Below are 22,193 nucleotides of genomic sequence, written 5' to 3' on the forward strand. Positions count from 1 at the left end.
GCACCCGCGATCCCGCTCCATCCGCAATCCCGCACCATCCGCTCCTCGCAACGACGCCCAGGAGGCACACCATGCACAGCATCACCAGCACCACCAACCGACGGTCGCGTCGCTCGCGCGTGCTCGTCGCAGCCGGAGTCCTCGGCTCCGCCGCCGTTCTGCTCACCGCCTGTTCGAGCGGCGCGACGGCCGACCCCTCGGCCGCACCCGGCGCGAGCGACGGCTCCTCGTCGGACCTCGAGGCCGCGGTCGCCGCGCTGCTCGAGCCGCGCGACGAGTACCCCGTGCCGACCGAGCCGACGGGCGACGTTGCCTCGCTCGCCGGCACGACCGTCTACTACGTGCCGCTCACCCAGCAGTCGCCGCAGTTCAACGTCACGGGCGAGGCCGTCACCGAGGCGTTCGCCGCCGTCGACGTCGACGTGCAGATCTGCAACGGCAACGCCACGCCGACCGAGATCGACTCGTGCATCACCCAGGCGACGCAGGCCGACGCGGCCGCGATCATCACCGACGCGATCCCGTATGGCATGGCGTCGAACGCGCTCGACGCGGCGCAGGCCGCCGGCATCCCCGTCGTGTTGAACAACAACTACGAGACGCCCGACCACGCGGCGTCGGAGACCCTGCAGTACGGCCCAGACGCCGCCGTCGACCAGCTCGTCGGCCTCTTCCAGTGGATCGCACTCGACTCGGGTGGCACCGGCACCGTGCTCTTCAACGAGGCGACCGACGGCTCGTCGGCGCTGACCGCCGAAGACGCGCTCGAGCAGGCCAACGAGGTGCTCGCCGACGGTGAGATCGTGGTGAACGAGGTCTCGAGCTCGAACTTCCCGCTCATCCCGTCGTCGACGAGCTCTGCGCTGCTGCAGCACCCCGAGATCGGCTACGTGTTCTCCCAGTTCGCGAACCACCTCCAGCCGACGCAGGGCGGCGTCGAACAGGCGGGCCGTCTCGCCGACGTCAAGGGCGTCGTGAGCGCCGCCCAGCTCGGCGCCCTGCAGCAGATCGACTCCGAGAACTTCCTCTACGCAGCGGCCGGTCAGGCCTCGGTGTTCCAGGGCTGGGTCGCCGCCGACATCGCGATGCGCATGCAGCTCGGCACGGAGCTCCCGGAATACGAGATCCCGTTCCGGCTCTTCACGCGCGACTCGATCGGCGACGTCGAGCTGACCGCCGAGGCCGAGGCATCCGGCGAATGGTTCGGGCCGGCCACGTTCCGCGACGACTTCCTCGCCATCTGGGGCGCCGAGTGACGATTCAGCACTCGCCGGTGGCGCGGGCGGCGACGCCCGAGCCACCGGCACCCCGACTCGCGGTGCGGTCGCTGAACATGACGTTCGGCTCGACCCGTGTGCTGCACGACGTCGACGTCGTCGTCGCCCCGGGTGAGATCCACGGGCTCGTGGGCCAGAACGGTTCGGGCAAGTCGACGTTCGCGAAGGTGCTCACGGGTCTCAACCACCCCGACGACGGTGCCGTCGTCGCGATCGACGGCGCGCCACTGCCGCTGCCGATCCGCCCGCACCAGGCGCGTGACTACGGCATGTCCGTCGTGCACCAGAACCTCGGGCTCATCCCCGACATGACGGTGCTCGAGAACATGCGCATGGGGCGCCTCGAGGGCCGCGGCATCCTGCGTCGCATCGACTGGGTGAAGGAGCGCGGCGCGGCGATGCTCGCCTTCGAACGCATCGGCCGCCTCGTGCCGCTCGATTCCCGGGTGTCCTCGCTCAGCGAGGAGGACCGCACCGCCGTCGCGATCGCCCGAGTGCTGCAGGATGCCACGCCCGGCGCGGGCCTCATCATCTTCGACGAGTCGACGCGAGCGCTCGGCCGCCGAGCGCTCGAGAACTTCTACCAGGATCTCGACGACATCGTCGCCACCGGCACCTCCGTGCTGCTCATCACGCACCGACTCGAAGAGATCGTCGACGGCGCCGACAGTGTCACGGTGCTGCGCGACGGCCGCGTCGTCGAATCGGCCCGGCCCGTCGAGGGGCTCACCGAGACCGAGCTGACCACGCTCATCCTCGGCCGCACGATCATCGACCTCGGCGAGCGGATCGTGCACGAGCCGCGCGACGACACCCCGGTGCTGCGGGTCGAGGGCCTCACGGGGCTGCGGCTGCACGACCTCTCGTTCTCGCTGCACCAGGGTGAAGTGCTCGGCATCACCGGCATCGGCGGTTCGGCGTACGACGACGTGCCCTACCTGCTCGCGGGCGTCACGCCGGCCGAGGCGGGCACGATCGAGCTGCCCGGCGAGACGATCGAGCTCACAGGGCTCGACCCGGCCCGCGCCATGCAGCACGGCATCGCGATCGTGCCGCAGGGCCGCGAGCACGCGGGCCTCGCGATGAGCGAGACGGTGCTCGAGAACACGGCCTTCCCGCAGTCCGCCCGTCGGCGCCCACTCGCCCGGCTGCAGCGCACCGCGGAGCGCGCGCTCGTCGACGACTGGATCGAGCGGCTCGACGTGCGCCCGCCGCGGCCCGATGCGGTCGTCGGCACATTCAGCGGCGGCAACGCCCAGAAGGTCTTCATCTCGAAATGGCTCGCGACCGACCCGCGGATGCTGCTGCTGCACGAGCCGACCCAGGCGGTCGACGTCGGCGCCCGCCAGAGCATCGTCGAGGCCGTACGCGCCGCAGCGAAGGAGCGCTTCGTCATCGTCGCCGGCTCCGACGAGAATGAGCTCGCGCTCCTCTGCGATCGCGTGCTCGTGCTCGTCGACGGCTGCATCGACCAAGAGCTCACGGGCGAGCTGTCGCCCGACCGCATCGTCGAGGCGATCTACTCCGGCAGCGCTCGCGCGAAGCTCCGCGATCGCACGTTCACGCACGACACGCACGACACGCACGACACGCACGACAGGCGCGACAGGAAGGCACGATCGTGACAACACGTGACGAACAGCTCGACGGCTTCTTCTCCTCCGCGAGAGTCACCGCGCGCGATGAGGCGATCGAGCTCGCCGGCACCGACTTCCGCCGGTTCCTCTACGACCACGACGACGAGACGCTCGCGCCGTGGCGGGGCATGGGCTACCAGGAGTTCGCCGACGCGCGCCGCGACGATCGGTTCCTGCAGGCGTTGCTCGACGAATGGAACGCACAGCTCGACGAGCCCTTCGCAGGCGTCACCTCCGACGGGGTCGTGCGCCCTGGCCTCTACGAGCTGGCCGAGCGGGGTGACGACGCCGACCTCGTTGCCGCCGCCGAGCGCGCGCTCGCGGCCCTCCCCGAGGCGCAGCGAGACGCATTCCGGCATCCGCTCGACGCCAAGGAGTGGCGAGCCTGGAGCAATCCCGAGTTCGTCTTCCACCGCGTGGGGCTGCGACTCGAAGACCTCGCCGCCGATCAGGTCGCAGCGATCCTCGCACTCGTCGAGGCGTCGCTCAGCGCCGAGGGGTACGAGCGCGTGCGCGAGGCGATGGAGCTCAACGGATTCCTCGGCGAGCTCGTCGACCTGCCGACGATCCTGAACGACCGCAGCTACTGGGTCGCGCTCTACGGCGACCCGGTCGCGGGCGGTGCATGGGGCTGGCAGCTGTTCGGGCACCACGTGGCCGTGCACTTCGTGACCGTCGCGGGCCGCCACGTGGTCGCGCCGGTCTTCATCGGCGCCGAGCCCGCTCTCTCCGACGGCGAACGGCCGCCGATCTTCGAGGCGCGCGAAGAGACCGCCCTCGAACTCGCGGCGTCGCTCACCGACGAGCAGCGAACGGCCGCGGTCGTGTACGCCTCCGTGCTCGATCCGAAGATGCCGGCCGACCGTCTGCACCCGGCCGACGAACGGCACGTCGCCGGAGCGTTCCAAGACAATCGGCTCATTCCCTACGAGGGCATCTCGGCGTACGACCTCGACGACGAGCAGTGGGCGCTCCTGCTCGACCTCGTCGAAGACTTCCTGCTGCTGTTGCGGCGCGATCAGCGCAGGCTGACACTCGCCGACATCGAGGAGCACCGCGACGAGACGTGGTTCGCCTGGTACGGCGCAACCGACGGCACGGGGCCGTTCTACTTCCGCATCCAGAGCCCGGTGATCGTCGCCGAGCTCGACCATCACGCCGGGGTGTGGCTGAACAACCGGGTGCCCCAGCGCTTCCACGTGCACTCGACCCTGCGGCTGCCCAACGGCAACGACTACGGCCGCGCGTACATCGACCAGTGGCGTGCGCGACGCGGCGCCGCGCAGCCCTGACACGCCGCGCAGCCCTGACACGCCGCGCAGCCCTGAAACGCACCTGACCGACCTGACCCACCCTGCACCGCGCCACAAGGAGCCCACATGCTGCCCAGCACGAACTTCGACCCGCCGTTCGCGATCACGCGCGCGAGCCACGTCTCGCTCGCCGTCACCGACCTCGAGGCCAGCCGGGACTTCTACCGCGACGTCATCGGGCTCGTCGTGACCGAGGAGACCGACGACGCCGTGTACCTGCGCGGGCTCGAGGAGTCGTCGCACCACTCGCTCGTGCTCGAGCGCGCCGACGAGGCGAAGGCCCTACGCGTGGGCCTGCGGGTGCGGGAGGACCGCGACATCCGCTCGGCTGAAGTCTGGTGCCGGTCGAACGGTGTCGAGCACGAACGCGTCGAACGGCCGCATCAGGGGCCGACACTGCAGTTCACCGACGCCGTCGGCACGCGCATGGAGCTCACCTCGTCGATGACGCAGGTGCCGCGCAAGATGCGGGAGTTCCACGAGTTCGTCGCGGGTGCGCCGCAGCGCCTCGACCACTTCCAGTGCGTCACCTACGATGTGCAGGCGGCGACCGACTTCTGGACCGGCCTCGGTATGCGCATGTCGGAATACACGGCGACCGACGGCACCGACGAACTCTGGGGCACGTGGATGGAGGTCAAGGGCAACACCCACGACCTCGTGTTCACGAACGGCCGCGGCCCGCGGCTGCATCACTTCGCCTACACGGTGCCCGACGCGACCGCGCTGCTGCATGCGGCGGATGTCGCGGGCTCCCTCGGCTTCGGCGACGAGATCGACCGCGGCCCCGGTCGCCACGGCATCTCGAACGCGCTGTTCCTCTACCTGCGTGACCCGGACCAGCACCGCATCGAGCTCTTCACCACGCACTACCAGTTCATCGACCTCGAAGAGCATCCGATCCGCTGGGACGTGAGCAACCCCCGCCGCGCGCAGCTGTGGGGCATGCCTGCCTCGCGCCGCTGGTTCTTCGAGGCGAGCGAGTTCCCCGGCGCCGAGGTGCGCGAGCCGACGCTGCAGGCGTCGCCCGCGACGCTCGAAGACGTGCTCGGCCTGCACTGAGGCTGTGGTCGGCCCGGCTCAGAACGGCCAGATGAGCGGAACCCAGAGCACCGCGATGAGCAGGTAGGCCAGTGCGAGCGGAATGCCTAGGCGCCAGTAGTCGCCGAAACGGTACCCTCCCGGCTCCATCACCATGAGGTTCACCGGTGTGGCGATCGGCGTGAAGAAGGCGGCGGCGCCGGCGACGGTCAGCGCCATCATGAAGGGCTGTACCGAAGCGCCCAGGGTGGCCGCGATCGAGACCGCGATGGGCAGCACGATGAGCACGGTCGCGGTGTTGCTGATCACCTGCCCGAGCACGAGGGTGAGCACGCACAGCGCCAGCAGGGCGAGGTGCGGGCTCGCCGTGCCGACGATGCCGAGCAGCCAGCTCGCGACGAGCTCTGCGGCGCCGGTCTCGATGAACGCGACCGACAGCGGCATGAGCCCGGCGATGAGCACGACCGTGTTCCACTGGATCGAGCGGTACATCTGCGGCACGGTCAGCACGCGCGAGAGCACGAGTGCACCTGCCGCGAGCAGGCCGACCACGACCGGCGGCAGCAGTCCCGTCGCGAGCAGCACCACCATGAGGCCGAGGATGACGAGGGCGCGCTTGGCGCCGCGGCCGAGCGGCACGGCCCGGCGCAGCGACTGCGGCGCGGTGACCGGGATGACCCCGGGCAGTCGCACATATCGCTCGAGGGCATCCCATGGGCCGCGCACGAGCAGTGAGTCGCCCGGGTGGAGCCCCTCTGGGTCGTCATCGGATGTCGGCGGCGAATGGCGCTCGCCGGTGCGCCGGATCGCGATGATCACGAGGTTCTCGCGCAGCGTGATCATGCCCGGGAACACCTTGCGGCCGATGTACATCGAGCGCGGCGTGATCATCACCTCGGCGACCCCCTCGTCGGGCGTGTAGAAGGTGTCGGTGTCGAGGCTCACGTCGTAGCTGCGGCGAAGCTCCTGCGCCACGGCCCCGGGATCAGCGGGAACGTTGTCGGCGAGCTGATCGGCCTTCCGGTCGGGCAGCAACCGGCCGCCGAATGCGACCAGGATCGCGATACTGAGCGCGAGCAGCGGAAGCCCGGCCAACGCGAACTCGAAGTACCCGAATGCCCGGCCGCCGGCGTTGGCCGCGGCATCCGACACGATCACGTTCACGGGGGTGCCGGTCAGGGCGAGCAGTGACCCGGCGTGCGACGAGAACGCGAGCGGGATGAGCAGTCGCGACGGCCCGATGCCGGCCTTGAGCGCCACGACGACGACCACAGGCAGCAGTGCAGCGACGGCACCGTTCAGGCTGATGAACGCGCTCAGTACGGCCACCATCAGTGCGATGACGACGGTGAGCCGCCGTCGGGAGGTGCCGGCGCGGCCGATCACCTGCTGGCCCGCCCAGGCGGTCACGCCCGTGGCATCCAGCGCCTCGCTCACGACGAACAGCGACGCGATGAAGATGACGGTCGAGTCACCGAAGCCGGCGAGCGCCTGCGGGAGGGTGATCACGCCGGTCGCCCACAGAGCGAGCGCGACGCCGACGGCGACGAGACCGATGGGGATGCGGCCGCTCACGAATGCGACGATCGCCAGCGCCAGAATGACGAACGTCGCGATGATCGGGTCCACCATACTTCGACGCTAGAGCATCAGGCAGCCAGACGGATGCCTCTGAGCCCGCCTCGATTCACGGCACAACGACGCTGCTCGGGAACCCCGAGACCGCTTCATCGACGTGAGCTGTCGATCTCGCGACTGGTTCGCTCAGCCGGCGTCGTCGTCGGACCCGGCGTCGACCGCGTTGATCAGCGCGTCGACCGCGGTCAGCAGGTTGTGCAGCGCCTGCCGTTCAACCGAATCCTCCGACAGCTTCTGGATGTCGAAACTCGCGAGGCTCGCTGCCTCTCGAGCTTGCGAAATTGCTGCCTGCGCCTCGAATTCGGCCACGGTCGTCCCCATTCGTGTCGAGACGACGGCCGAGCGCCGTCGTCCCGTTCCACGCTACTCCTCGCGGCATCGGGAGTATATGGATGCCGCGTTGCAGCAACCGGCAACGCGCCATCCACTCCGCATCCGTTCCACATCAGCGGCGTCCCAGCGCCGCCCTTAGGATCGAAGGCATGGCCGGATTCTGGGGCAAGCGCAAACGCGATGAGCATGAGGTCCAAGCGGATGCCGACCTGGCGAAGCGGGCCGGCACTGCCTTGGTCGCCGCCGACGAGCGCGTGCGCCTCACCGCCGACGAACTCGTCTTCGCCGAGGCCGAGCTCGGCCGCGATGCGACCACGGAGCTGAGCGAGGCGCTCGGCGCGGTGCGGCAGCACTTGGGCGAGGCGTTCCAGTTGAACCAGCTCAATCACGACGAGATTCCCGACACCGTCGAGGAGCTGCGCACACGCAACGCACGCATCGTGCAGCTGTGCGATTGGGCGCAAGATCTACTCGACGAGCGCACCGCGGCCCTCGCCGAGAAGATCGCGCGTGCGCGCCGGGCTCCCGAGATCATCGCGGGCGTGCGAGCGGATGCCGAGCGCCTGCGCTCACGTGTTCCGCAGGCCCGCGACACCATCGAACGGCTCGCCACCCGCTATTCGCGAGACGCGCTCGCCCAAGTGGAGGTCAACCCCGCCGAGGCCGATCAGCTGCTCGGATTCGCCGAGCACAGTGCGGGCGTGGCCGAGCGGCGGCGGGAGGCCGGTCAGCGTGAGCAGGCCAATCTCGCGCTCGAGGCATCGACGGAATCGGTGCGCCGGGCGGCGACGCTCCTCGATGCGGTGGAGACCTTCGAGGTCGAGGCGTTGCGGGCGGAGTCGACATTGGCGGCGATCGTCGAGGATTCCCGCGGGGATCTCGTCGTCGCGCTCAAGGAGCCGCACAGCGCCGGGGTCACGACCGCGGTCGCCGAGCTGCAGGCCGCGCTCGCCTCCCTTCCGCCGGCCGGCGTCAACACCGACCCGTTCGCGCAGTTGAGTCAGCTACGCGGGGCGAACGCGGGGCTGGATGCCGCGATCGCGGCGGCCCGCGAGCGTGCGGCGCGCCCGATTCCGCCGCTGGAGCATGTGCGCCATGCCATCGACGACGCCGACCGGCAACTCGCGGTTGCCCGAGATGTCATCGCCGGCCACCGCGGCTGGATCGGCGCCGACGCTCGCACCCGGCTGGCCGAGTCCGAGCGCATCCGGATCGACCTCGATCGTTACCTCGGCACCTCCGCAGCGGCCGTCACGGTCATCGATGAGGATCACCGGGAGCAGGCGATGGCGATGGCCCGCCGCGTCGCGTATCTCGCGGGCGAGGCCCTGCAGCTCGCACAGCGCGACATCGACTCGTCACGACCGCAGGATCCAGGGCAGTGGGGTGGTGGCTCCGACTGGGGCGGTGGCGGTCGACGCGGCAGCGGCGGATCCGATGTCATGGGCGGCATCCTCGGTGGCCTCGTCATCGGCGGCCTCCTCGACGGCATGTTCGACTGACCGCACGAGACCAGCGCGGTCGCGTCAGCGCGTGGCTCGGTCGACGAGCCCCTCCATCGCTCGCTTGGCGCGAGCAAGTTGATCGTTCGAGACGGGCACATCGCTGTACCCGGCCTTCGTCTTCATGCTGAGCAGCGCATTGAGATGCTTCGCGCTCCCGGCATCGGCCTTCGCGAGGAGCTTGGCTGCCTGATCGTGACTTCGGCCCGAGTAGTACTCGCCGAGCGCATCCATGCAGATGACATCGGCAGCAGCGATGCCTGCATGCACGCACATGGTCACGTAGGCGTCGCGACGGTCGGTGTCGCTCTTGAATAGCTCGATGAGTTCCGCAGAGTCGCGGAACTCGATCGCCTTCTTGAGCCGCCCGGCTCGTACGCCGGGGCTCATCCTCGGGCTCATGATGCCCTCGTCGTCATTCGTCGCAGCCAATTCGTGGGTCCGATCAGGCCGATCCCCTCCTGCGAGATCTTACGGAGAACAAGTTCGCTCGTGCTGTGCTCGCGTACTTCGTGTTCGGAGAAGGTCAGCACGCGGGTGTCGTTGCCGGTCCAGGTGGTCACCAGACGCTGCAGATGGACGACTCGATCAGTCCACACTTCGATGTCGGCATCGTCGGGGTGGATGAGAAGTATGTCGATGTCGCTGTCGGTGCGCATTTCACCCCGGGCGGCCGATCCGAACAGTGCACCGTAGACAGGAGCCGGTTGCCATTGCAAAAGTTCGCTGGTCACTCGCTCGACGAATCGATCGCGAACGGTGGCAATCTCGATGATGGCCTGTGCGAGCAAGTGGGAGCGGTTCAGCGAGTAGCTCTTCACATTGCCGACCTGGCGCACATTGACGACGCCCTGTTCCGCGAGGCGATCGAGCGCATTGCGCACTCCGGTGACCGAGCGCTTTCTCTTGAGAAGTGGCAACATGCGTGAGACCGAGAACTCGTGATCGGCCTTCGCGAGCACGGCGAGGCAATCACCGTCGACAGACGTTGTCACCGCTTCGAACGGATGCTGCAACAGCATGATGCTCCTCAATGAATTGCCCAAAATTCTACGTCATCCAACAGAATTATACGCGATCGAATAGAATTCTGTTCAGAGTAGAAACAGCGTGAGCAGGCCAACCTCGCTCAATGAACCACACTGGCAGTGCATCGGCCGGCAGTTCGCGGCCTCCTCGACGGCATGTTCGACTGAGGCGCTCGGCAGGAATTCGCGGCCACTCGGCAGCCCGACGTCGGCGGCTGTCGGCCGCAACCATCAGAATGGGCGAGTGACTCGTCGCGGACTGATCCTGTTCGTCTCCCTCGGCATCGCCTGGGGCATCCCATACCTCTTCATCAAGGTGGCGGTGAGCGAACTCGACCCTGGCATGGTGGTGCTGGCGCGGTCGGGTCTCGCGGCGATCCTCCTGATGCCGCTCGCGTTCTTCCGGCGCGAGGTGGTGTCGGTGGTGCGGCGGTGGAAGCCGATGCTCGCCTACACGATCGTCGAGATCGTGCTGCCGTGGTACTTCCTCAGTTCGGCCGAGCAGCGCCTTCCGAGTTCGACCGCTGGACTGCTGCTGGCCGCCGTGCCGCTCGCCGGTGTGGCCGTCGCGTTCGCGATGGGCCGGCCTGCTCGGCTCTCGCGCGTGAACTGGCTGGGCATCGGGTTCGGCATGCTCGGTGTCGCGGCCCTGGTGGGATTCGATGTCGCGGGGTCCGATCTTCTGGCGGTCGCCGAGATCGCCGTCGTGGTCGTCGGTTACGCGCTGGGGCCGGCGATCCTCGCACGATGGATGTCGGACCTCCCGGGCGTCGGGGTCGTCGCCGTGTCGCTGGCGGCCACCGCTGTCGTGTACATCCCGTTCGTGCTGTTGACCGGCGGCTGGCCGACCGCCATGCCGTCCACCGCCGTGATCGTGTCGATCGTCGTGCTCGCCGTGGTGTGCAGCGCCCTCGCGTTCCTGCTCATGGTCGGGTTGATCGCTGAGATCGGGCCGGTCAAGGCGACGACGATCACCTACGTGAACCCGGCCGTGGCCGTCGTCGCCGGCGTCTTGGTGCTGGGGGAGCGCATCACCGTGTGGACGATCGTCGGGTTCGCCTTCGTGCTCTTGGGCTCCTTCCTCGTGACGCGCCGTCGACTCGAGCCGACGCCACCGACGGCAGCGGCGGGACCGGAGGCGGTCGGTGCAGAGCACGGCCCCGAGCCATCGAACCGGGAGCGCGCGGTCGAATAGGCGCGCGTGGCCGCCCGCCGTCGGCCGCTACGGCGCGTTCGTGAAGGTCGCGCTCGGATACAGGAGGCTCGGCGCCACCTGGAGTGTGAGGGAGCTCGGGTCGTCGAGCGACCAGGCCGCCCGCCAGCTGACGGACTCGCCCGGCTCGATCGTCTCCACCGGCGGAAAACCGACGTCGTCGCCCGGTTCGAAGACATCGCTGCCGATATCGAAGATCTGGCTCACGTCCTGATCGCCCGACGAGAGGCTCGGGAGCGGCAGTGCCTGCAGATCCGCCGTCGAGTTGTTGGTGATCGTCAGCGTGAACACGACGTTGCTCGCGTGCGTCGCGCCCACTGCGAAGTCGCTCGGGGTGTACGGCTCGGGCACAGAGACCGTGAGTGCGACGCCGTCGTCCCAGGTCATCGTCTCGCCGAATGCGAGGTCGCCCGCGGCTGGCGCCTCGGGTTGCTGAGGATCGGGGTCCGGCAGCGGAAGCGCCGGCACGTCGGGAATCGCCTCGTCGATGCCGTCGATCGCGTCGCCGATCGACGCGACGAGGAAGGTGACGAACATCACGAGCCCGACGACCGCGGCGATGATCGACACGATGAGCCCCGTGACCGCAGGCCACTTCGCGCCGCGCAGGAAGATGCCGATGATCGAGAGTACGAACGCGATGGGCACCAGGATCCATGCGAAGCCGCTCACGGCGGGGAAGAACACGAACACGAACCCCACGACCGCGACCACGAGTGCGATGATGCCCACCACGTTCGGCCCGGGGTTCGACGGTTCGGTGAACGGATGCCGCGGCAGCACCGTCGCGGAAGGTGCGCCGTACCTCTCCGTCGTCGCGTCAGGGCTTGCGTTGACGGCCACGTACGGCGTGGTCGGAGCGGTCGCGGCGTACGGAGCCGTCGCCGTGTACGGGGTGGTGGGGGCGTCGCGGTAGTCGTACCCCGCGGCATCCGGCCCCTGCGAACCCCAGACGAACGGAATCGTCGGGCCGTCATCAGGGGTCGGCAACACCGCGGTGGTCACCGAGTCGGGCCCGAGCTGCGTCGACGGAACGGTCTCGGCGCCGGGCGCGACGTATTGCGTCCAGGCGTCGCCGTTCCAGTACCGTCGTCCGCCGGACCCGTCTTCGTACCACCCGGCGGGCGCCTTCGTCGGGTCGCTCATCTCTCGATGGTGACAGAGCCGGCGTCACGTCGCACTCGTCGAACCGGGTTCCGCCGCCCGTAGCGGGCGCCGAGCGGTGAACCTAGGATCGGAGCATGGCCGGGTTCAGGGTCAGGCGCAGGGTCGGTGCGCAAGAACTCGAAGTCCACGATGCCGAGCTGGCGAAGCGGGCTGCATCTGCTGTGCTCGCCGCCGACGATCGTATGCGCGGCGCCTCTGACGAGCTCGGCTTCGCCGAGGCGGAACTGGGTTCCGAATCGACCGCGCCGGCGGGCGCGGCGCTCGCCGCGGTGCGCAGACAGCTGAGCGACGCGTTTCGATTGAACCGGCTCAATCACGATGCGATGCGCGGCACCGCCGAAGAAGTGCGGGCGCGCTACGTGCTCATCGTGGCGCTGTGCGAATGGGCCGAGCACGTGCTCGATGAGCAGACCTCCGCACTCGCCGACCGAGTCGCGCGAGCGCGGCGGGCTCCCGAGACCATCGCAGGCGTGCGAGCGGATGTCGCGCGCCTGCGCACCCATGTCCCTGACGCGCGCGACACCATCGATCAGCTCGCCGCCCGCTATTCGCGAGAGGCGCTCGCTCGGGTGGAGGCCAACCCGGCCGAGGCCGAGCAGCTGCTGGGATTCGCCGAGCACAGCGCGGGCGTGGCTCAGCGGCGGCGTGAGGCCGGGCAGCGCGAGCAGGCCGATCTCGCGCTCGAAGCATCCACCGAATCGGTGCGGCGAGCAGCGACCCTCATCGATGCGGTCGAGAACTTCGAGGTCGAGGCGCTCCGATCGGAGTCAATGCTGCCCGCGATCGTCGAGGAGTCCCGTCGGGACCTCACCGTCGCGCTCGAAAAGCCTCACTCCCGCGGCGTCGCGAACGCGACCGCCGAGCTGCAGGTGGCCCTCGCCGACCTCCCGCAGGCCGGCGTCAACACTGACCCGCTCGCCCACCTGAACCGACTGCGAAAGGCGCATGCGGCGCTGGATGCCGCGACCGCGGCGGCCCGCGAGCGCGCGGCGCGACCGATGCCTCCCGTGAACCTCCTGCACCATGCGATCGAGGAGGCCGATCGAAAGCTCGACGTCGCCCGCGATGCCATCGCCGGCCACCCGGGGTGGATCGGCGCTGAGGCCCTGACGCGGCTGGCCGAGTCCGAGCGCATCCGGATCGATCTCGGTCACTGCCTCGGAAGCTCCGCGGCAACGGCGACCATGACCGTGATCCACGAGGATCACCGAATGCAGGCGATGACGATGGCCCGGAGCATCGCGTCCCTCGCGGGCGAGGCGCTGCAGCTCGCCCGGCGCGACGTCGACGCGTCGCGCCGACAGGATGCCCGGCTGTGGGGCGGCCCGTGATGACGCGGCGGTCACATGCTCACGACATTCTCTTCACGGATGCCGCGAGCGCGCCGCTACCCTTACCGAACGCCTCTTCAGCTACGGCACCCTGCGCCTGCCGCAGGTGCAGCGGCAGCTGTTCGGCACTGAGCTGCCCACGACCGCCGACGCGCTCGTGGGCTGGCGGCTCCGGATGCTGCGCATCGCCGATCCCGCGGTCGTCGTGCTGAGCGGCGAGGCGGAGCACCCCATCCTCGAGCGCACCGACGACCCCGCTGATCGAGTCGACGGTGGCGTGCTCGACGTCACCGCCGAACAGCTCGCCGCGGCCGACGACTACGAGGTCGACGACTACCGCCGTGTGCGCGCACAGCTCGCGTCGGGCGGCAACACGTGGGTGTACGCGGCGAACTGATCGCTGCGGCTTGCCCGCACGCTAGTGCTGAAGGACAGCCCAGGCGAGGAGGCTGTCGATCCGCCGGACGTCAGCGCCTTTCGTGAGCTTGACCTTGATGTGGCCTGCCCGGGTCCAGAGTTCGACCTCAGCGTCGCGATCGAGCATGCCACCTGCGTTCTCCGTAGACCACATGTTGATGGAGCTGTACGGAAGCGAGTAGATCTCGATCTTCTTTCCGGTGATTCCCTGGGCATCGCGCACGATGAGCCGCTTCGTGGTGAACGTCGCGGAATCACGGAACGTCTTGAACGACGCGATCGCCTGCTCGCCCTCGACGAGCAGTGCATTCACGTCCGCCGGCACTGGTATCTCGTTCTGAAGCGTCCATGCAAGCATCGGTGCGGTTTCCACCAGTGGGCCATCCCCTCGATCGATAGCGCCCTTCGTCGGGCGCGCAGCTTCGTCAGCGTAGCGGTAACGGCGGACGTGACCGTGGTCGCCCTACGACGTGAACTGCTCCTGGCCGAGCACCCGAAGCAGCGCGAGCTTGTCGGCGGCTTCGGTGCGCGGGGCGGCGGTGAGGATCAGTAGCACCTGGGACTGGTCTTCGGTAAACAGCGCTTGACAGTCGAACTCGATCTCGCCGACCTCAGGATGCAGCAGGATCTTGTGATCTTCGAAGCGCGTCGCAACCTCGTGCCGCTCCCACAGCTCGGCGAACTCGGCGCTCTCTTTGAGCAACGCCCGCACGAGTCGTCCGGCTCGTGATGAAGCCCCGCCGAGGCCGTAGGCGACGCGGAGGTTCGCGACGTTCGCTCGGCCTTGCCGGGGGTGGTCGGCGATCGGGTAAACGGCCCGCTCCGAGGCATCCGTGAACCATCTGTAGATTGCCGAACGCGCTATGCCGGTGAAGCGGGTGTGATCGCCGAAGAGGGCGGCGGCCAGCCGGTTCTGCACGAGCGTCTCGGCGATGCTCGAGAGCACCAGGGCGGGGGTGTCGTCGAGCCGGTCGAGCGCCCGCTGCAGCGCCGGGGCGACATGTGTGTCGAGCGAGGTGCGCGGTGGCGCGTGGTGACCGCTGATGCGGTAGAGGTGGTCGCGCTCGTCGGTCGTGAGCCGCAGCGCCCGGGCGAGCGCGGCGAGCATCTGCTCCGACGGCTGGGGCCCGCGCCCCTGTTCGAGGCGGGTGTAGTAGTCGGCGGACATGCCGGTGAGTTCGGCGACCTCGCCGCGCCGCAACCCGGCGACCCGCCTGCGAGCCCCGGGGCGCAGGCCGACGTCTTCGGGGCGCAGGTTCTCACGCCGGTGGCGGAGGAAGTCGGCGAGCTGTTCGCGGTCCATTCCTCCATCATGCGCTGCCTCGGCGCTCGGAGGGAGGGATCGGGAATCCTACGACAACCGGGTCTCTCGTGCCGCAGCGCGACTCGGCGCATCGTGGTCGGTGACCCGGTCGAATGGCGGGTCTGCGAAAGGACACTCATGAACATCTCGGGCAACACCATCTTCATTCCCGGCGGCACCTCGGGCATCGGCCTCGCGCTCGCGCTGCGCCTGCAGGATGCCGACAATACCGTCGTCATCGGCGGCCGCCGCACCGACGTGCTCGAGCGTCTCGCAGCCGAGCACGGCTTCGGCACCATCACGATCGACACGACCGACCCTGCCTCGGTACTGAGCGCCCGCGACGCGGTGCTCGCCGCCCACCCCGACCTCAACGTGCTCATCGCGATGGCCGGCATCATGGTGCCCGAGGATGTCACATCGGCCGGATTCCTCGACACTGCCGAGCGCACCATCGACACCAACGTGCTCGGGCCAGTGCGCCTGATCTCCGCCTTCACCGAGCACCTGCAGAGCCGGGCGGATGCCACGATCATGACGGTCTCATCGGGACTCGCCCACACGCCCCTGCGGGTCACGCCGAGCTACAACGCCTCGAAGGCGTTCATCCACCAGTTCAGCGAGAGCATCCGGCTGCAGCTCGCCGGCACCTCGGTGCAGGTGATCGAGCTCTGCCCGCCCGCTGTTCGCACCGAGCTCATGCCCGGCGGGTCCCACATCGAGGCGTTCCTCCCGCTCGACGACTACATCGATGAGACCATGTCGCTTCTGGCCAGCCAGCCGGACGCCACCGAGATCCTCGTCGAGCGCGTCAAGCCGCTGCGCTTCTCCGAGGTGAACGGCGTGTACGAGCAGACGGTTGCGATGGTGAACGCGCACTGACGAACCTGTGCGCGCGCAGAGGTGAGTCAGACGTCGCACGCGCCGTCGCCGTCTGAACCAACTGCACGTGTCGGCTCACGGGCTCCGAGCGCCGAGTGGATGGCGTCGCGGCATCGGGCTCCGACGAGCAGTACGGTATCCGGGTCGATGCCCGTGCCGTCCACGAGTGCGTCGACCACTTCGGAAACGTCGTCGAGCAGTCTCGGGTCAGTTCGCGCGAAGTCGAGCATGTCCCGAACGATACTTCTCGGCTGCTTCCCGCTGTCGGGAGTCCGCCCTCGACTGCTTTCGTTCGGCTGGGTGAGCCGAGACCGGCCGGATATGCAGCCACCCAAGCGTCGATCAGAGCATCGACCTGTTGCAACTGTCGGTCCGTTCGCTTGCTGCCGAGCGCGACGACGAACGACTACCGCCGCGTGCGGGCGCAGCTCGCCTTCTCCGGGCGTGAATGCGGGGCTCGAACGAGGGCCAGCGTTTCGCGAGCAGATCCCGAATGAGGCACGCACCCCATTACGCGAGCACATTAGCTGAGTCTCGTCGGAGCCTTGTGCGCCGCAACAACCGCCCGCTACGGTCGCAGGAGGCAGGAGCGGTGCCAATTCAACATCGACAATCGAGGGCTCAAAGATGGCATGGAAGCGACAACCAAGTCGGCCAGATGGCATTACGACAAAGCGGCGACCAACAAGGACCACAACCCTTGTCCTGGCGCCCATTTTTTGTTTACCCCTACTTGTCTTTGCCGGTTCTCCGGCTAGCGCGCAGTCGTCATATGCAGACGACTGCGCGCAGTTGTCTTACCCGGAAGACCCCGGCTTCGTCGCCACGAGTCCGGCGGAGGTCGATGCCGCCAAGGCGAGCTGGGAAACGCCGGAATACGGCTTCTACACCGGCCACAATCCTTCGACCCTTGGCGCAGTGGTCAATGCCCCATGGCAACTCGTCGCGGTGAACGCGTCCACGGCGTACGCCCTGGGGTACTGCGGACAGGGTGTCACGCTGGGCATGATGGATTCGGGCTACAGGCCTACCCACGAAGCATTTCAGACCGAGCTGATCGCGTCGGTGGCAGGTGAGGGCGTCTACGGCACGTCCGGCTACGGGTATCGAGGCGCGATTCCGTCGAACCCGTTCACTGCGGGTGAGTGGTTCACCGTGGCCGGTGATCAGGCGAGAACGAGCGACTACTCGCACGGGACCGGCATGCTCGGCGTCACCTCTGGCATCCGCGATGGGATCGAGCAGCACGGCATCGCCTTCGGATCGAAGATGGAAGTTGCCAAGACCGGTGGTTCCGACAGTCAATCCCACGGTCCCTTCCACGATTACGAGTACTGGTCCACAGCGAACAAGGCGCTCGTCGATGCGGGCGCAGAGGTCATCAACAGCAGTTGGGGCTCGTTCGTCCAGACCATTGACCGAACGCGCTTTGACGGCCTGGGCAACGACCTCGGAGTCGACGGCAACCTCGCCAACGCATACCAAGTGACTGGCAAAGACAGTGCCAACGCCACGGCAATGAGAACCACCATCCCCAACGAATACATGAAGGATCTGGAGTATCAGTTCTTCCTCTTCAAGAGGAGCTATTCCGAAGGTGGCATTCAATACGATCCGAACCACCCCGGGCTGTCATTCATGGACGCGACCTGGGATGCCATCAAGGACAGCGGTACTGTCAACGTCAGGTCGGCCGGGAACAACGACTGGAACAACCCGTATTATCGCCCGGCGTATCCTCTCTTCAATCCCACGGCGGAAAAGCAGTGGGTCGCTGTCGGTGGGGTTCAACCACCTACTGAGGCCAATCCCGAATACACGAAGCAGTACGGATACAACGAGGCGGGGCTCGCCAAATGGTGGGCGGTTTCGACCCCTTCGAATAGCGTTCGGACCACGAGCAGCAGTGGCGACACCAGCTATTCGAACTCGAACGGCACGTCACCGGCAACGCCCGTTGCGACTGCGGTGATGGGGGTTCTGCTCTCCCGCTATCCGAACATGGACGCCATGCAGGTGCGTGATCTGATGCTCACCACCGCGAACAACAAGATGTCCGACGGCGTGCGATTCCTCGGCACCGGCCAAACCTCCCCGACCGGTGAACCCATCGCCTGGACCGCTCCCGACGGTCTTCCGGACGAACGCTGGGGCTGGGGGATTCCCGATCTGGCCAAAGGCATGTACGGCCCCGGCCAACTCCTGAGCCCCATGACGTACAACATGGACGAAGCGGCCCTCGACGTCTGGTCCAACGACATCAGCCAGATCGCGATCGAGGAACGGGAGAAGGAAGATCTGGAGTGGCTGGCCGGCTATAAGGAGCAAGGTATTGCGTACGCCGGTGAATTCGGCCCCAACGTACTGAACCCGGACGGCACGCTCGACGAACAGGCCTTCACGGTTCAGGGCATCTTGAATGATCCTCAGATCCAAGCCATCACTGACGGCCATCCCGAGTTGTACGACAAGATCACCTATACGGAAGCCGTCGCGTGGCGCACGGAATGGATGGACGCGCGCGCGGCCCACATTCAGAACAACATCGACAACAACGTCTACACCGCTTCTCTGACGAAGCAAGGCCCCGGGTCGCTGATCATGGCGGGCGACGACACCTACGAGGGCGGCACGACGGTTGAAGGTGGCAAGCTCTCGATCACGGGATCGCACGCAAGCTCGATCGATGTCAAGGGCGGCACTCTCGGCGGCAGCGGTTTCGTCGCAGGCAGCATCGACGTCGACAGCGGAGTGCTGCAGCCCGGCCTGTCATCGGTGGAAGCTGCGGAAGCGGCGTCCATCAGCGATGCCGACATCGCGCCCGGCAACGTTCTGGACGTCGGCGGCGACGTGAGCGTCAGCAGAACGGGTGGCCTCGCCATCACCATCTCTGGCGACGACGACTACACGAGCGTGCGGGCCGCCGGTGCCCTGGTGTTGGACGGCGAACTCGAGTTGGACATTCGGGCGCCCCTCACGCCGGGCACGGTTCTGACGATCGGCAGCGGCGACTCGATCCAGGGCAACTTCCATTCCCTGCCGGAACGGCGGGTCCTGAACGCGGACGGTCATATGTTCAGGGTGTCCTACCAGGACGGCGCTGTGACGCTGACCGTCGTGCGGACGCTGCCTGGGGCAGGATCCGGCGGCGACTAGCCGCATGTGGCGTGGCCAGCCAGGCTCAGGTTCGCTTGAGACTGGCTGGCCATTCCTTCGCCCAGGTTCAGCCGCTCTGACCACCACGCTCGACAAACCGGCTCTTCGCGATCGTGGGTGTAGCAGCGGGGTGAGTGTGTGAAGTCTCAGGAACGTCGTGCGGTGTCGCTTCAAGCGGAGAATCAAGTTCTCCGCGGACGCACCCACGTGCTACTCGCTCGCAGTTAGACGATTCGTTGGATGACGTGCGGACCCTGCATCCGCTCGACCCGAACGACCAAGCCGTCGAGGTCCGGGACTCCGCCCTTCACCGTCAACTCGGCGACATCGTGCCCGTTGGCCCGGGGCTCGGTGCGCTCAGGGTGCCGGTACTCGCGGATCGACTGGAATGTGCCGGCGCCGCGTCGTGCCTTGCTGTGGCGCTGTGCGAAGCCCGAGTTGATCGCGCACAGCTCGATCGCTTGCTCGTAGCGATTCACGAGTTTCGCCGTATCGAGGGTGATCACAGTGTGGGTCGTTTCTGTACGAGCGCGCGCCAAGGAGGTCGAGCAGTCGCCGCTCTTGGAGGAAGAAGAACACGGGGGAATTGAGCTCGCTGTACCAGTCCGCGGGCGTCATGTCGTCGAGCACCTTCTGGTCGCGAACGACGGCCGAGCCGAAGGACGGATGTTCCAGCACCTGCGACTCGTCGCGTCGCTCAGTCAGCAGGATCGAACGTTTTGCGGGTGCCACGTCCCATCGCTCGACCAGCGCGGCCGACGAGAGGAGGCCATGCCGTTCGATCGACGGCCAGCTGCCGTCAGCAGCCATGTGGCACAACTGGGGATACAGTCGGACCAGCTCGTCGGCGCGCACGACTACTCGCCCGCCCGACGTCGGAACTCGCGCCGGGTGTCGTTAGCCTGCTCGGCATCAAGCAGCCAACGCGTCTCGTTCCTCGAGGCGAGCGTTCCGTAGACTCCGCGAAGGTAGTTGCGAATCGCACGCTGACCGACGCCGAGTTCTCGCGCGAGCTCGGCTGGCGTCACTGGCTCCGTTGTCATGATGCCGAGCGTAGCGAGTACGGCACCCCGGGCGCTGGTGTCGTTGTGTGCTTCCTGGATGCACGCCACGACCCTGATTTTGCGCCAGCAACTCGAAGTCCGTGATGGCGAGCTGGCGGAGCGGGCCGGGTCACCCCTGCTCGCACAACTCGCGTCGGGCGATGAGGCACGGGTATACGCGGCGGCCTGAGCACCGCCCCATCCGCGCTTTTCGGCATGCCGTCGGTTCTTGGCGGCGTCGGTTATTCGCCGCGCCGCGCTCCGCATCGAATCGTTGACCCCGAGGCATCCGCACCGCTAGTGTTCGTAGGCTGCACACACCGTGCGGCATCCCGGGAATCTGGAAGGAAGGCAATGGACGTGTATCTGCAGCTCACGAACAAGTCCTCCTTCGTCGAGCCCGCGAATGAGCAGCGCCAACTGCTCCGCGAACTCGACCAGGTTCTCGACCCGGCACACTGACGCCGCCGCGACATCCGCTCGCGATTCTCGTCACCCTGTGCCGATCGAGGCCCGGGGTGTTTTCCTGTCTGCGCGCGACGGGAGCCCCCGGGCCCCGGATCCACGCAATGCAAACCAGACAGGAAAGGAACATGCAGAAGCTCACCAACCGGCTCGTCTCGTGGGCGAGCCTGATCGACGAGAAGACCGTCGAGCAGGCCCGCACGTCGTCGACGATGCCGTTCATCTACCCGCACCTCGCGCTCATGCCCGACGCGCACCTGGGCCTCGGCGCTACCGTGGGGTCGGTCATCCCGACGCTCGGGGCGATCATCCCCGCGGCCGTCGGAGTCGACATCGGCTGCGGCATGATCGCGGTCAAGACGCAGTTCACCGCGTCGGAGCTGCCCGCCGATCGGCGGGCGGTGCGCGAGCAGATCGAGCGCGCCATCCCACTCTCGGCCGGCAAGCACAACCGCAAGATCGTCGCGACGGCCTCACCGCGCATCGCAGAGCTCGAGGCGCTCGCCGAGGTGAAGGGCTTCGACCCGGCCGCCTACGCGGGCAACTGGCGGGAGCAGCTCGGGTCGCTCGGCAGCGGCAACCACTTCATCGAGGTGTCGCTCGACGAGACCGACGCGGTGTGGCTCTTCCTGCACTCGGGTAGCCGGGGTGTGGGCAACAAGATCGCCCAGCACCACATCAAGGTCGCTCAGCGGCTCGCGAAGCAGTGGTGGATCGAGCTGCCCGACCCCGACCTCGCCTACCTCGTCGAGGGCACGCGGGAGTTCACGCGGTACATCGCCGAGCTCCGGTGGGCGCAGTACTTCGCGCGGCTCAACCGGGAGGAGATGATGGACCGCGTCATCCGGCAGGTGAGCGAGTGGGTCGGCGCGCCCGTGGAGGAGCAGGAGCGCATCAACTGCCACCACAACTTCACCGAGAGCGAGGAGCACTTCGGCAAGCGTGTGTGGGTCTCCCGCAAGGGGGCGATCCAGGCGGATGTCGGTCGGCCCGGGCTCATTCCCGGCTCGATGGGCACCGCGTCGTACGTGGTCGAGGGGCTCGGACACCCGATGTCGCTGAACTCCTCGCCGCACGGCGCAGGGCGCACGTACTCGCGGACAAAGGCACGGCAGACCTTCACGCACGAGCAGTTGCGGGAGGCGATGACGGGCATCGAGTTCCGCGACACCGACGCGTTCCTCGACGAGATTCCGCAGGCCTACAAGCCGATCGACCAGGTGATGGCGGATGCGGCTGAGCTTGTGAAGGTGCGGCACACGCTGCGTCAGATCGTGAACGTCAAGGGCGATTGAGCTGCCGATGAGGGGGAGGGGGATGCTGCGGCTGGCGCGCCATGTGTGGCGCGCCGGTCGCGGCTTTCCGTCGTTCCTGTTCGCCGTTCATCGAGGCTGCGAAGCGGGGTCACCTTCTCAAGCGCCCCCTGACCACCGAGTAGGCGTTCGCC

General features: G+C 67.6%; 23 protein-coding genes. 12 read left to right on the forward strand and 11 right to left on the reverse strand.

The window, feature by feature from the left end; all coding sequences use genetic code 11:
- The first annotated feature begins 71 nt into the window (after window positions 1-71).
- The 4 genes from AC1C2S_RS11180 to hpaD all read left to right on the forward strand — a co-directional run bounded on the left by AC1C2S_RS11180 (window position 72) and on the right by hpaD (window position 5,289).
- Entirely contained in the window at window positions 72-1,256 is a 1,185-nt protein-coding gene (locus AC1C2S_RS11180) for a sugar ABC transporter substrate-binding protein (RefSeq protein WP_495352597.1), read from the forward strand.
- The gene (locus tag AC1C2S_RS11185) at window positions 1,253-2,902 is read left to right on the forward strand and encodes a sugar ABC transporter ATP-binding protein (RefSeq protein WP_495352598.1); all 1,650 of its coding nucleotides are present in this window, start codon (window positions 1,253-1,255) and stop codon (window positions 2,900-2,902) included. Before AC1C2S_RS11180 ends, AC1C2S_RS11185 begins: the two co-directional genes overlap by 4 nt.
- Window positions 2,899-4,206, forward strand: a complete 1,308-nt coding sequence (locus AC1C2S_RS11190; protein WP_495352599.1) for a DUF3500 domain-containing protein — start codon at window positions 2,899-2,901, stop codon at window positions 4,204-4,206. Before AC1C2S_RS11185 ends, AC1C2S_RS11190 begins: the two co-directional genes overlap by 4 nt.
- Window positions 4,207-4,293: 87 nt before the next feature.
- On the forward strand, window positions 4,294-5,289 hold the full coding sequence (hpaD, locus tag AC1C2S_RS11195; protein ID WP_495352600.1) for a 3,4-dihydroxyphenylacetate 2,3-dioxygenase: 996 nt from the start codon (window positions 4,294-4,296) through the stop codon (window positions 5,287-5,289).
- A gap of 18 nt (window positions 5,290-5,307) precedes the next feature.
- On the opposite strand, the gene AC1C2S_RS11200 is transcribed toward hpaD, so the two are convergent.
- A complete protein-coding gene (locus AC1C2S_RS11200) occupies window positions 5,308-6,900 on the reverse strand; it encodes an SLC13 family permease (protein ID WP_495352601.1) in 1,593 nt (530 codons plus the stop codon).
- 132 nt (window positions 6,901-7,032) lie between these two features.
- On the reverse strand, window positions 7,033-7,215 hold the full coding sequence (locus AC1C2S_RS11205) for a hypothetical protein (RefSeq protein WP_495352602.1): 183 nt from the start codon (window positions 7,213-7,215) through the stop codon (window positions 7,033-7,035).
- 173 nt (window positions 7,216-7,388) lie between these two features.
- Between AC1C2S_RS11205 and AC1C2S_RS11210 the strand changes: the two genes are divergently transcribed.
- Window positions 7,389-8,741, forward strand: coding sequence for a hypothetical protein (locus AC1C2S_RS11210; protein WP_495352603.1), 1,353 nt, complete (start codon window positions 7,389-7,391; stop codon window positions 8,739-8,741).
- Window positions 8,742-8,765: 24 nt separating this feature from the next.
- Here the strand turns inward: AC1C2S_RS11210 and AC1C2S_RS11215 are convergent, their stop codons facing one another.
- A complete protein-coding gene (locus AC1C2S_RS11215; RefSeq protein ID WP_495352604.1) occupies window positions 8,766-9,143 on the reverse strand; it encodes a hypothetical protein in 378 nt (125 codons plus the stop codon).
- The gene (locus AC1C2S_RS11220; RefSeq protein ID WP_495352605.1) at window positions 9,140-9,763 is read right to left on the reverse strand and encodes a nucleotidyltransferase family protein; all 624 of its coding nucleotides are present in this window, start codon (window positions 9,761-9,763) and stop codon (window positions 9,140-9,142) included. The genes AC1C2S_RS11215 and AC1C2S_RS11220 overlap by 4 nt, the downstream gene beginning before the upstream one ends.
- Before the next feature lie 250 nt (window positions 9,764-10,013).
- Here AC1C2S_RS11220 and AC1C2S_RS11225 point away from each other — a divergent pair, with 250 nt between their 5' ends.
- The gene (locus AC1C2S_RS11225; protein WP_495352606.1) at window positions 10,014-10,964 is read left to right on the forward strand and encodes a DMT family transporter; all 951 of its coding nucleotides are present in this window, start codon (window positions 10,014-10,016) and stop codon (window positions 10,962-10,964) included.
- A 27-nt stretch (window positions 10,965-10,991) separates the two neighbouring features.
- Here the strand turns inward: AC1C2S_RS11225 and AC1C2S_RS11230 are convergent, their stop codons facing one another.
- On the reverse strand, window positions 10,992-12,128 hold the full coding sequence (locus AC1C2S_RS11230; protein WP_495352607.1) for a DUF2510 domain-containing protein: 1,137 nt from the start codon (window positions 12,126-12,128) through the stop codon (window positions 10,992-10,994).
- Between the two features lie 95 nt (window positions 12,129-12,223).
- On the opposite strand from AC1C2S_RS11230, the gene AC1C2S_RS11235 reads away from it, so the two are divergent.
- A complete protein-coding gene (locus AC1C2S_RS11235; RefSeq protein ID WP_495352608.1) occupies window positions 12,224-13,480 on the forward strand; it encodes a hypothetical protein in 1,257 nt (418 codons plus the stop codon).
- Window positions 13,455-13,877, forward strand: coding sequence for a gamma-glutamylcyclotransferase family protein (locus AC1C2S_RS11240; protein ID WP_495352609.1), 423 nt, complete (start codon window positions 13,455-13,457; stop codon window positions 13,875-13,877). Before AC1C2S_RS11235 ends, AC1C2S_RS11240 begins: the two co-directional genes overlap by 26 nt.
- Window positions 13,878-13,898: 21 nt before the next feature.
- Here the strand turns inward: AC1C2S_RS11240 and AC1C2S_RS11245 are convergent, their stop codons facing one another.
- The gene (locus AC1C2S_RS11245) at window positions 13,899-14,270 is read right to left on the reverse strand and encodes a PH domain-containing protein (protein ID WP_495352610.1); all 372 of its coding nucleotides are present in this window, start codon (window positions 14,268-14,270) and stop codon (window positions 13,899-13,901) included.
- A 90-nt stretch (window positions 14,271-14,360) separates the two neighbouring features.
- Complete coding sequence (locus AC1C2S_RS11250; RefSeq protein ID WP_495352611.1) at window positions 14,361-15,200, reverse strand: helix-turn-helix transcriptional regulator; 840 nt, start codon at window positions 15,198-15,200, stop codon at window positions 14,361-14,363.
- Window positions 15,201-15,338: 138 nt separating this feature from the next.
- On the opposite strand from AC1C2S_RS11250, the gene AC1C2S_RS11255 reads away from it, so the two are divergent.
- Window positions 15,339-16,082, forward strand: a complete 744-nt coding sequence (locus AC1C2S_RS11255; protein WP_495352612.1) for an SDR family oxidoreductase — start codon at window positions 15,339-15,341, stop codon at window positions 16,080-16,082.
- A gap of 26 nt (window positions 16,083-16,108) precedes the next feature.
- Here the strand turns inward: AC1C2S_RS11255 and AC1C2S_RS11260 are convergent, their stop codons facing one another.
- Entirely contained in the window at window positions 16,109-16,312 is a 204-nt protein-coding gene (locus AC1C2S_RS11260; protein ID WP_495352613.1) for a hypothetical protein, read from the reverse strand.
- Between the two features lie 562 nt (window positions 16,313-16,874).
- On the opposite strand from AC1C2S_RS11260, the gene AC1C2S_RS11265 reads away from it, so the two are divergent.
- Window positions 16,875-19,238, forward strand: coding sequence for a S8 family peptidase (locus AC1C2S_RS11265; protein ID WP_495352614.1), 2,364 nt, complete (start codon window positions 16,875-16,877; stop codon window positions 19,236-19,238).
- A 224-nt stretch (window positions 19,239-19,462) separates the two neighbouring features.
- Here the strand turns inward: AC1C2S_RS11265 and AC1C2S_RS11270 are convergent, their stop codons facing one another.
- Genes AC1C2S_RS11270 through AC1C2S_RS11280 form a run of 3 tightly spaced genes read right to left on the reverse strand, consistent with a single transcriptional unit; the run spans window position 19,463 to window position 20,281 of the window.
- Entirely contained in the window at window positions 19,463-19,696 is a 234-nt protein-coding gene (locus AC1C2S_RS11270) for a DUF7002 family protein (RefSeq protein ID WP_495353240.1), read from the reverse strand.
- Window positions 19,596-20,093: a DUF7002 family protein gene (locus tag AC1C2S_RS11275; RefSeq protein WP_495352615.1), complete on the reverse strand. Its 498-nt coding sequence runs from the start codon at window positions 20,091-20,093 to the stop codon at window positions 19,596-19,598. The genes AC1C2S_RS11270 and AC1C2S_RS11275 overlap by 101 nt, the downstream gene beginning before the upstream one ends.
- Before the next feature lie 2 nt (window positions 20,094-20,095).
- Window positions 20,096-20,281, reverse strand: a complete 186-nt coding sequence (locus tag AC1C2S_RS11280; RefSeq protein WP_495352616.1) for a hypothetical protein — start codon at window positions 20,279-20,281, stop codon at window positions 20,096-20,098.
- A 58-nt stretch (window positions 20,282-20,339) separates the two neighbouring features.
- Here AC1C2S_RS11280 and AC1C2S_RS11285 point away from each other — a divergent pair, with 58 nt between their 5' ends.
- Window positions 20,340-20,471, forward strand: coding sequence for a hypothetical protein (locus tag AC1C2S_RS11285; RefSeq protein ID WP_495352617.1), 132 nt, complete (start codon window positions 20,340-20,342; stop codon window positions 20,469-20,471).
- 403 nt (window positions 20,472-20,874) lie between these two features.
- Window positions 20,875-22,041, forward strand: a complete 1,167-nt coding sequence (locus AC1C2S_RS11290; RefSeq protein WP_495352618.1) for an RtcB family protein — start codon at window positions 20,875-20,877, stop codon at window positions 22,039-22,041.
- The last annotated feature ends 152 nt before the right edge of the window (window positions 22,042-22,193 follow it).

The sequence above is a fragment of the Agromyces sp. Y782 genome, assembly GCF_059445405.1.

Excerpts from the sequence above, each read along its gene's own strand:
- AC1C2S_RS11180 (WP_495352597.1), top strand. The coding sequence starts at position 72 with ATGCACAGCATCACCAGCACCACCAACCGACGGTCGCGTCGCTCGCGC.
- hpaD (WP_495352600.1), top strand. The coding sequence starts at position 4,294 with ATGCTGCCCAGCACGAACTTCGACCCGCCGTTCGCGATCACGCGCGCG.
- AC1C2S_RS11200 (WP_495352601.1), bottom strand. The coding sequence starts at position 6,900 with ATGGTGGACCCGATCATCGCGACGTTCGTCATTCTGGCGCTGGCGATC.
- AC1C2S_RS11210 (WP_495352603.1), top strand. The coding sequence starts at position 7,389 with ATGGCCGGATTCTGGGGCAAGCGCAAACGCGATGAGCATGAGGTCCAA.
- AC1C2S_RS11215 (WP_495352604.1), bottom strand. The coding sequence starts at position 9,143 with ATGAGCCCGAGGATGAGCCCCGGCGTACGAGCCGGGCGGCTCAAGAAG.
- AC1C2S_RS11220 (WP_495352605.1), bottom strand. The coding sequence starts at position 9,763 with ATGCTGTTGCAGCATCCGTTCGAAGCGGTGACAACGTCTGTCGACGGT.
- AC1C2S_RS11230 (WP_495352607.1), bottom strand. The coding sequence starts at position 12,128 with ATGAGCGACCCGACGAAGGCGCCCGCCGGGTGGTACGAAGACGGGTCC.
- AC1C2S_RS11235 (WP_495352608.1), top strand. The coding sequence starts at position 12,224 with ATGGCCGGGTTCAGGGTCAGGCGCAGGGTCGGTGCGCAAGAACTCGAA.
- AC1C2S_RS11240 (WP_495352609.1), top strand. The coding sequence starts at position 13,455 with ATGCCCGGCTGTGGGGCGGCCCGTGATGACGCGGCGGTCACATGCTCA.
- AC1C2S_RS11250 (WP_495352611.1), bottom strand. The coding sequence starts at position 15,200 with ATGGACCGCGAACAGCTCGCCGACTTCCTCCGCCACCGGCGTGAGAAC.
- AC1C2S_RS11255 (WP_495352612.1), top strand. The coding sequence starts at position 15,339 with ATGAACATCTCGGGCAACACCATCTTCATTCCCGGCGGCACCTCGGGC.
- AC1C2S_RS11260 (WP_495352613.1), bottom strand. The coding sequence starts at position 16,312 with ATGCTCGACTTCGCGCGAACTGACCCGAGACTGCTCGACGACGTTTCC.
- AC1C2S_RS11280 (WP_495352616.1), bottom strand. The coding sequence starts at position 20,281 with ATGACAACGGAGCCAGTGACGCCAGCCGAGCTCGCGCGAGAACTCGGC.
- AC1C2S_RS11285 (WP_495352617.1), top strand. The coding sequence starts at position 20,340 with ATGCACGCCACGACCCTGATTTTGCGCCAGCAACTCGAAGTCCGTGAT.
- AC1C2S_RS11290 (WP_495352618.1), top strand. The coding sequence starts at position 20,875 with ATGCAGAAGCTCACCAACCGGCTCGTCTCGTGGGCGAGCCTGATCGAC.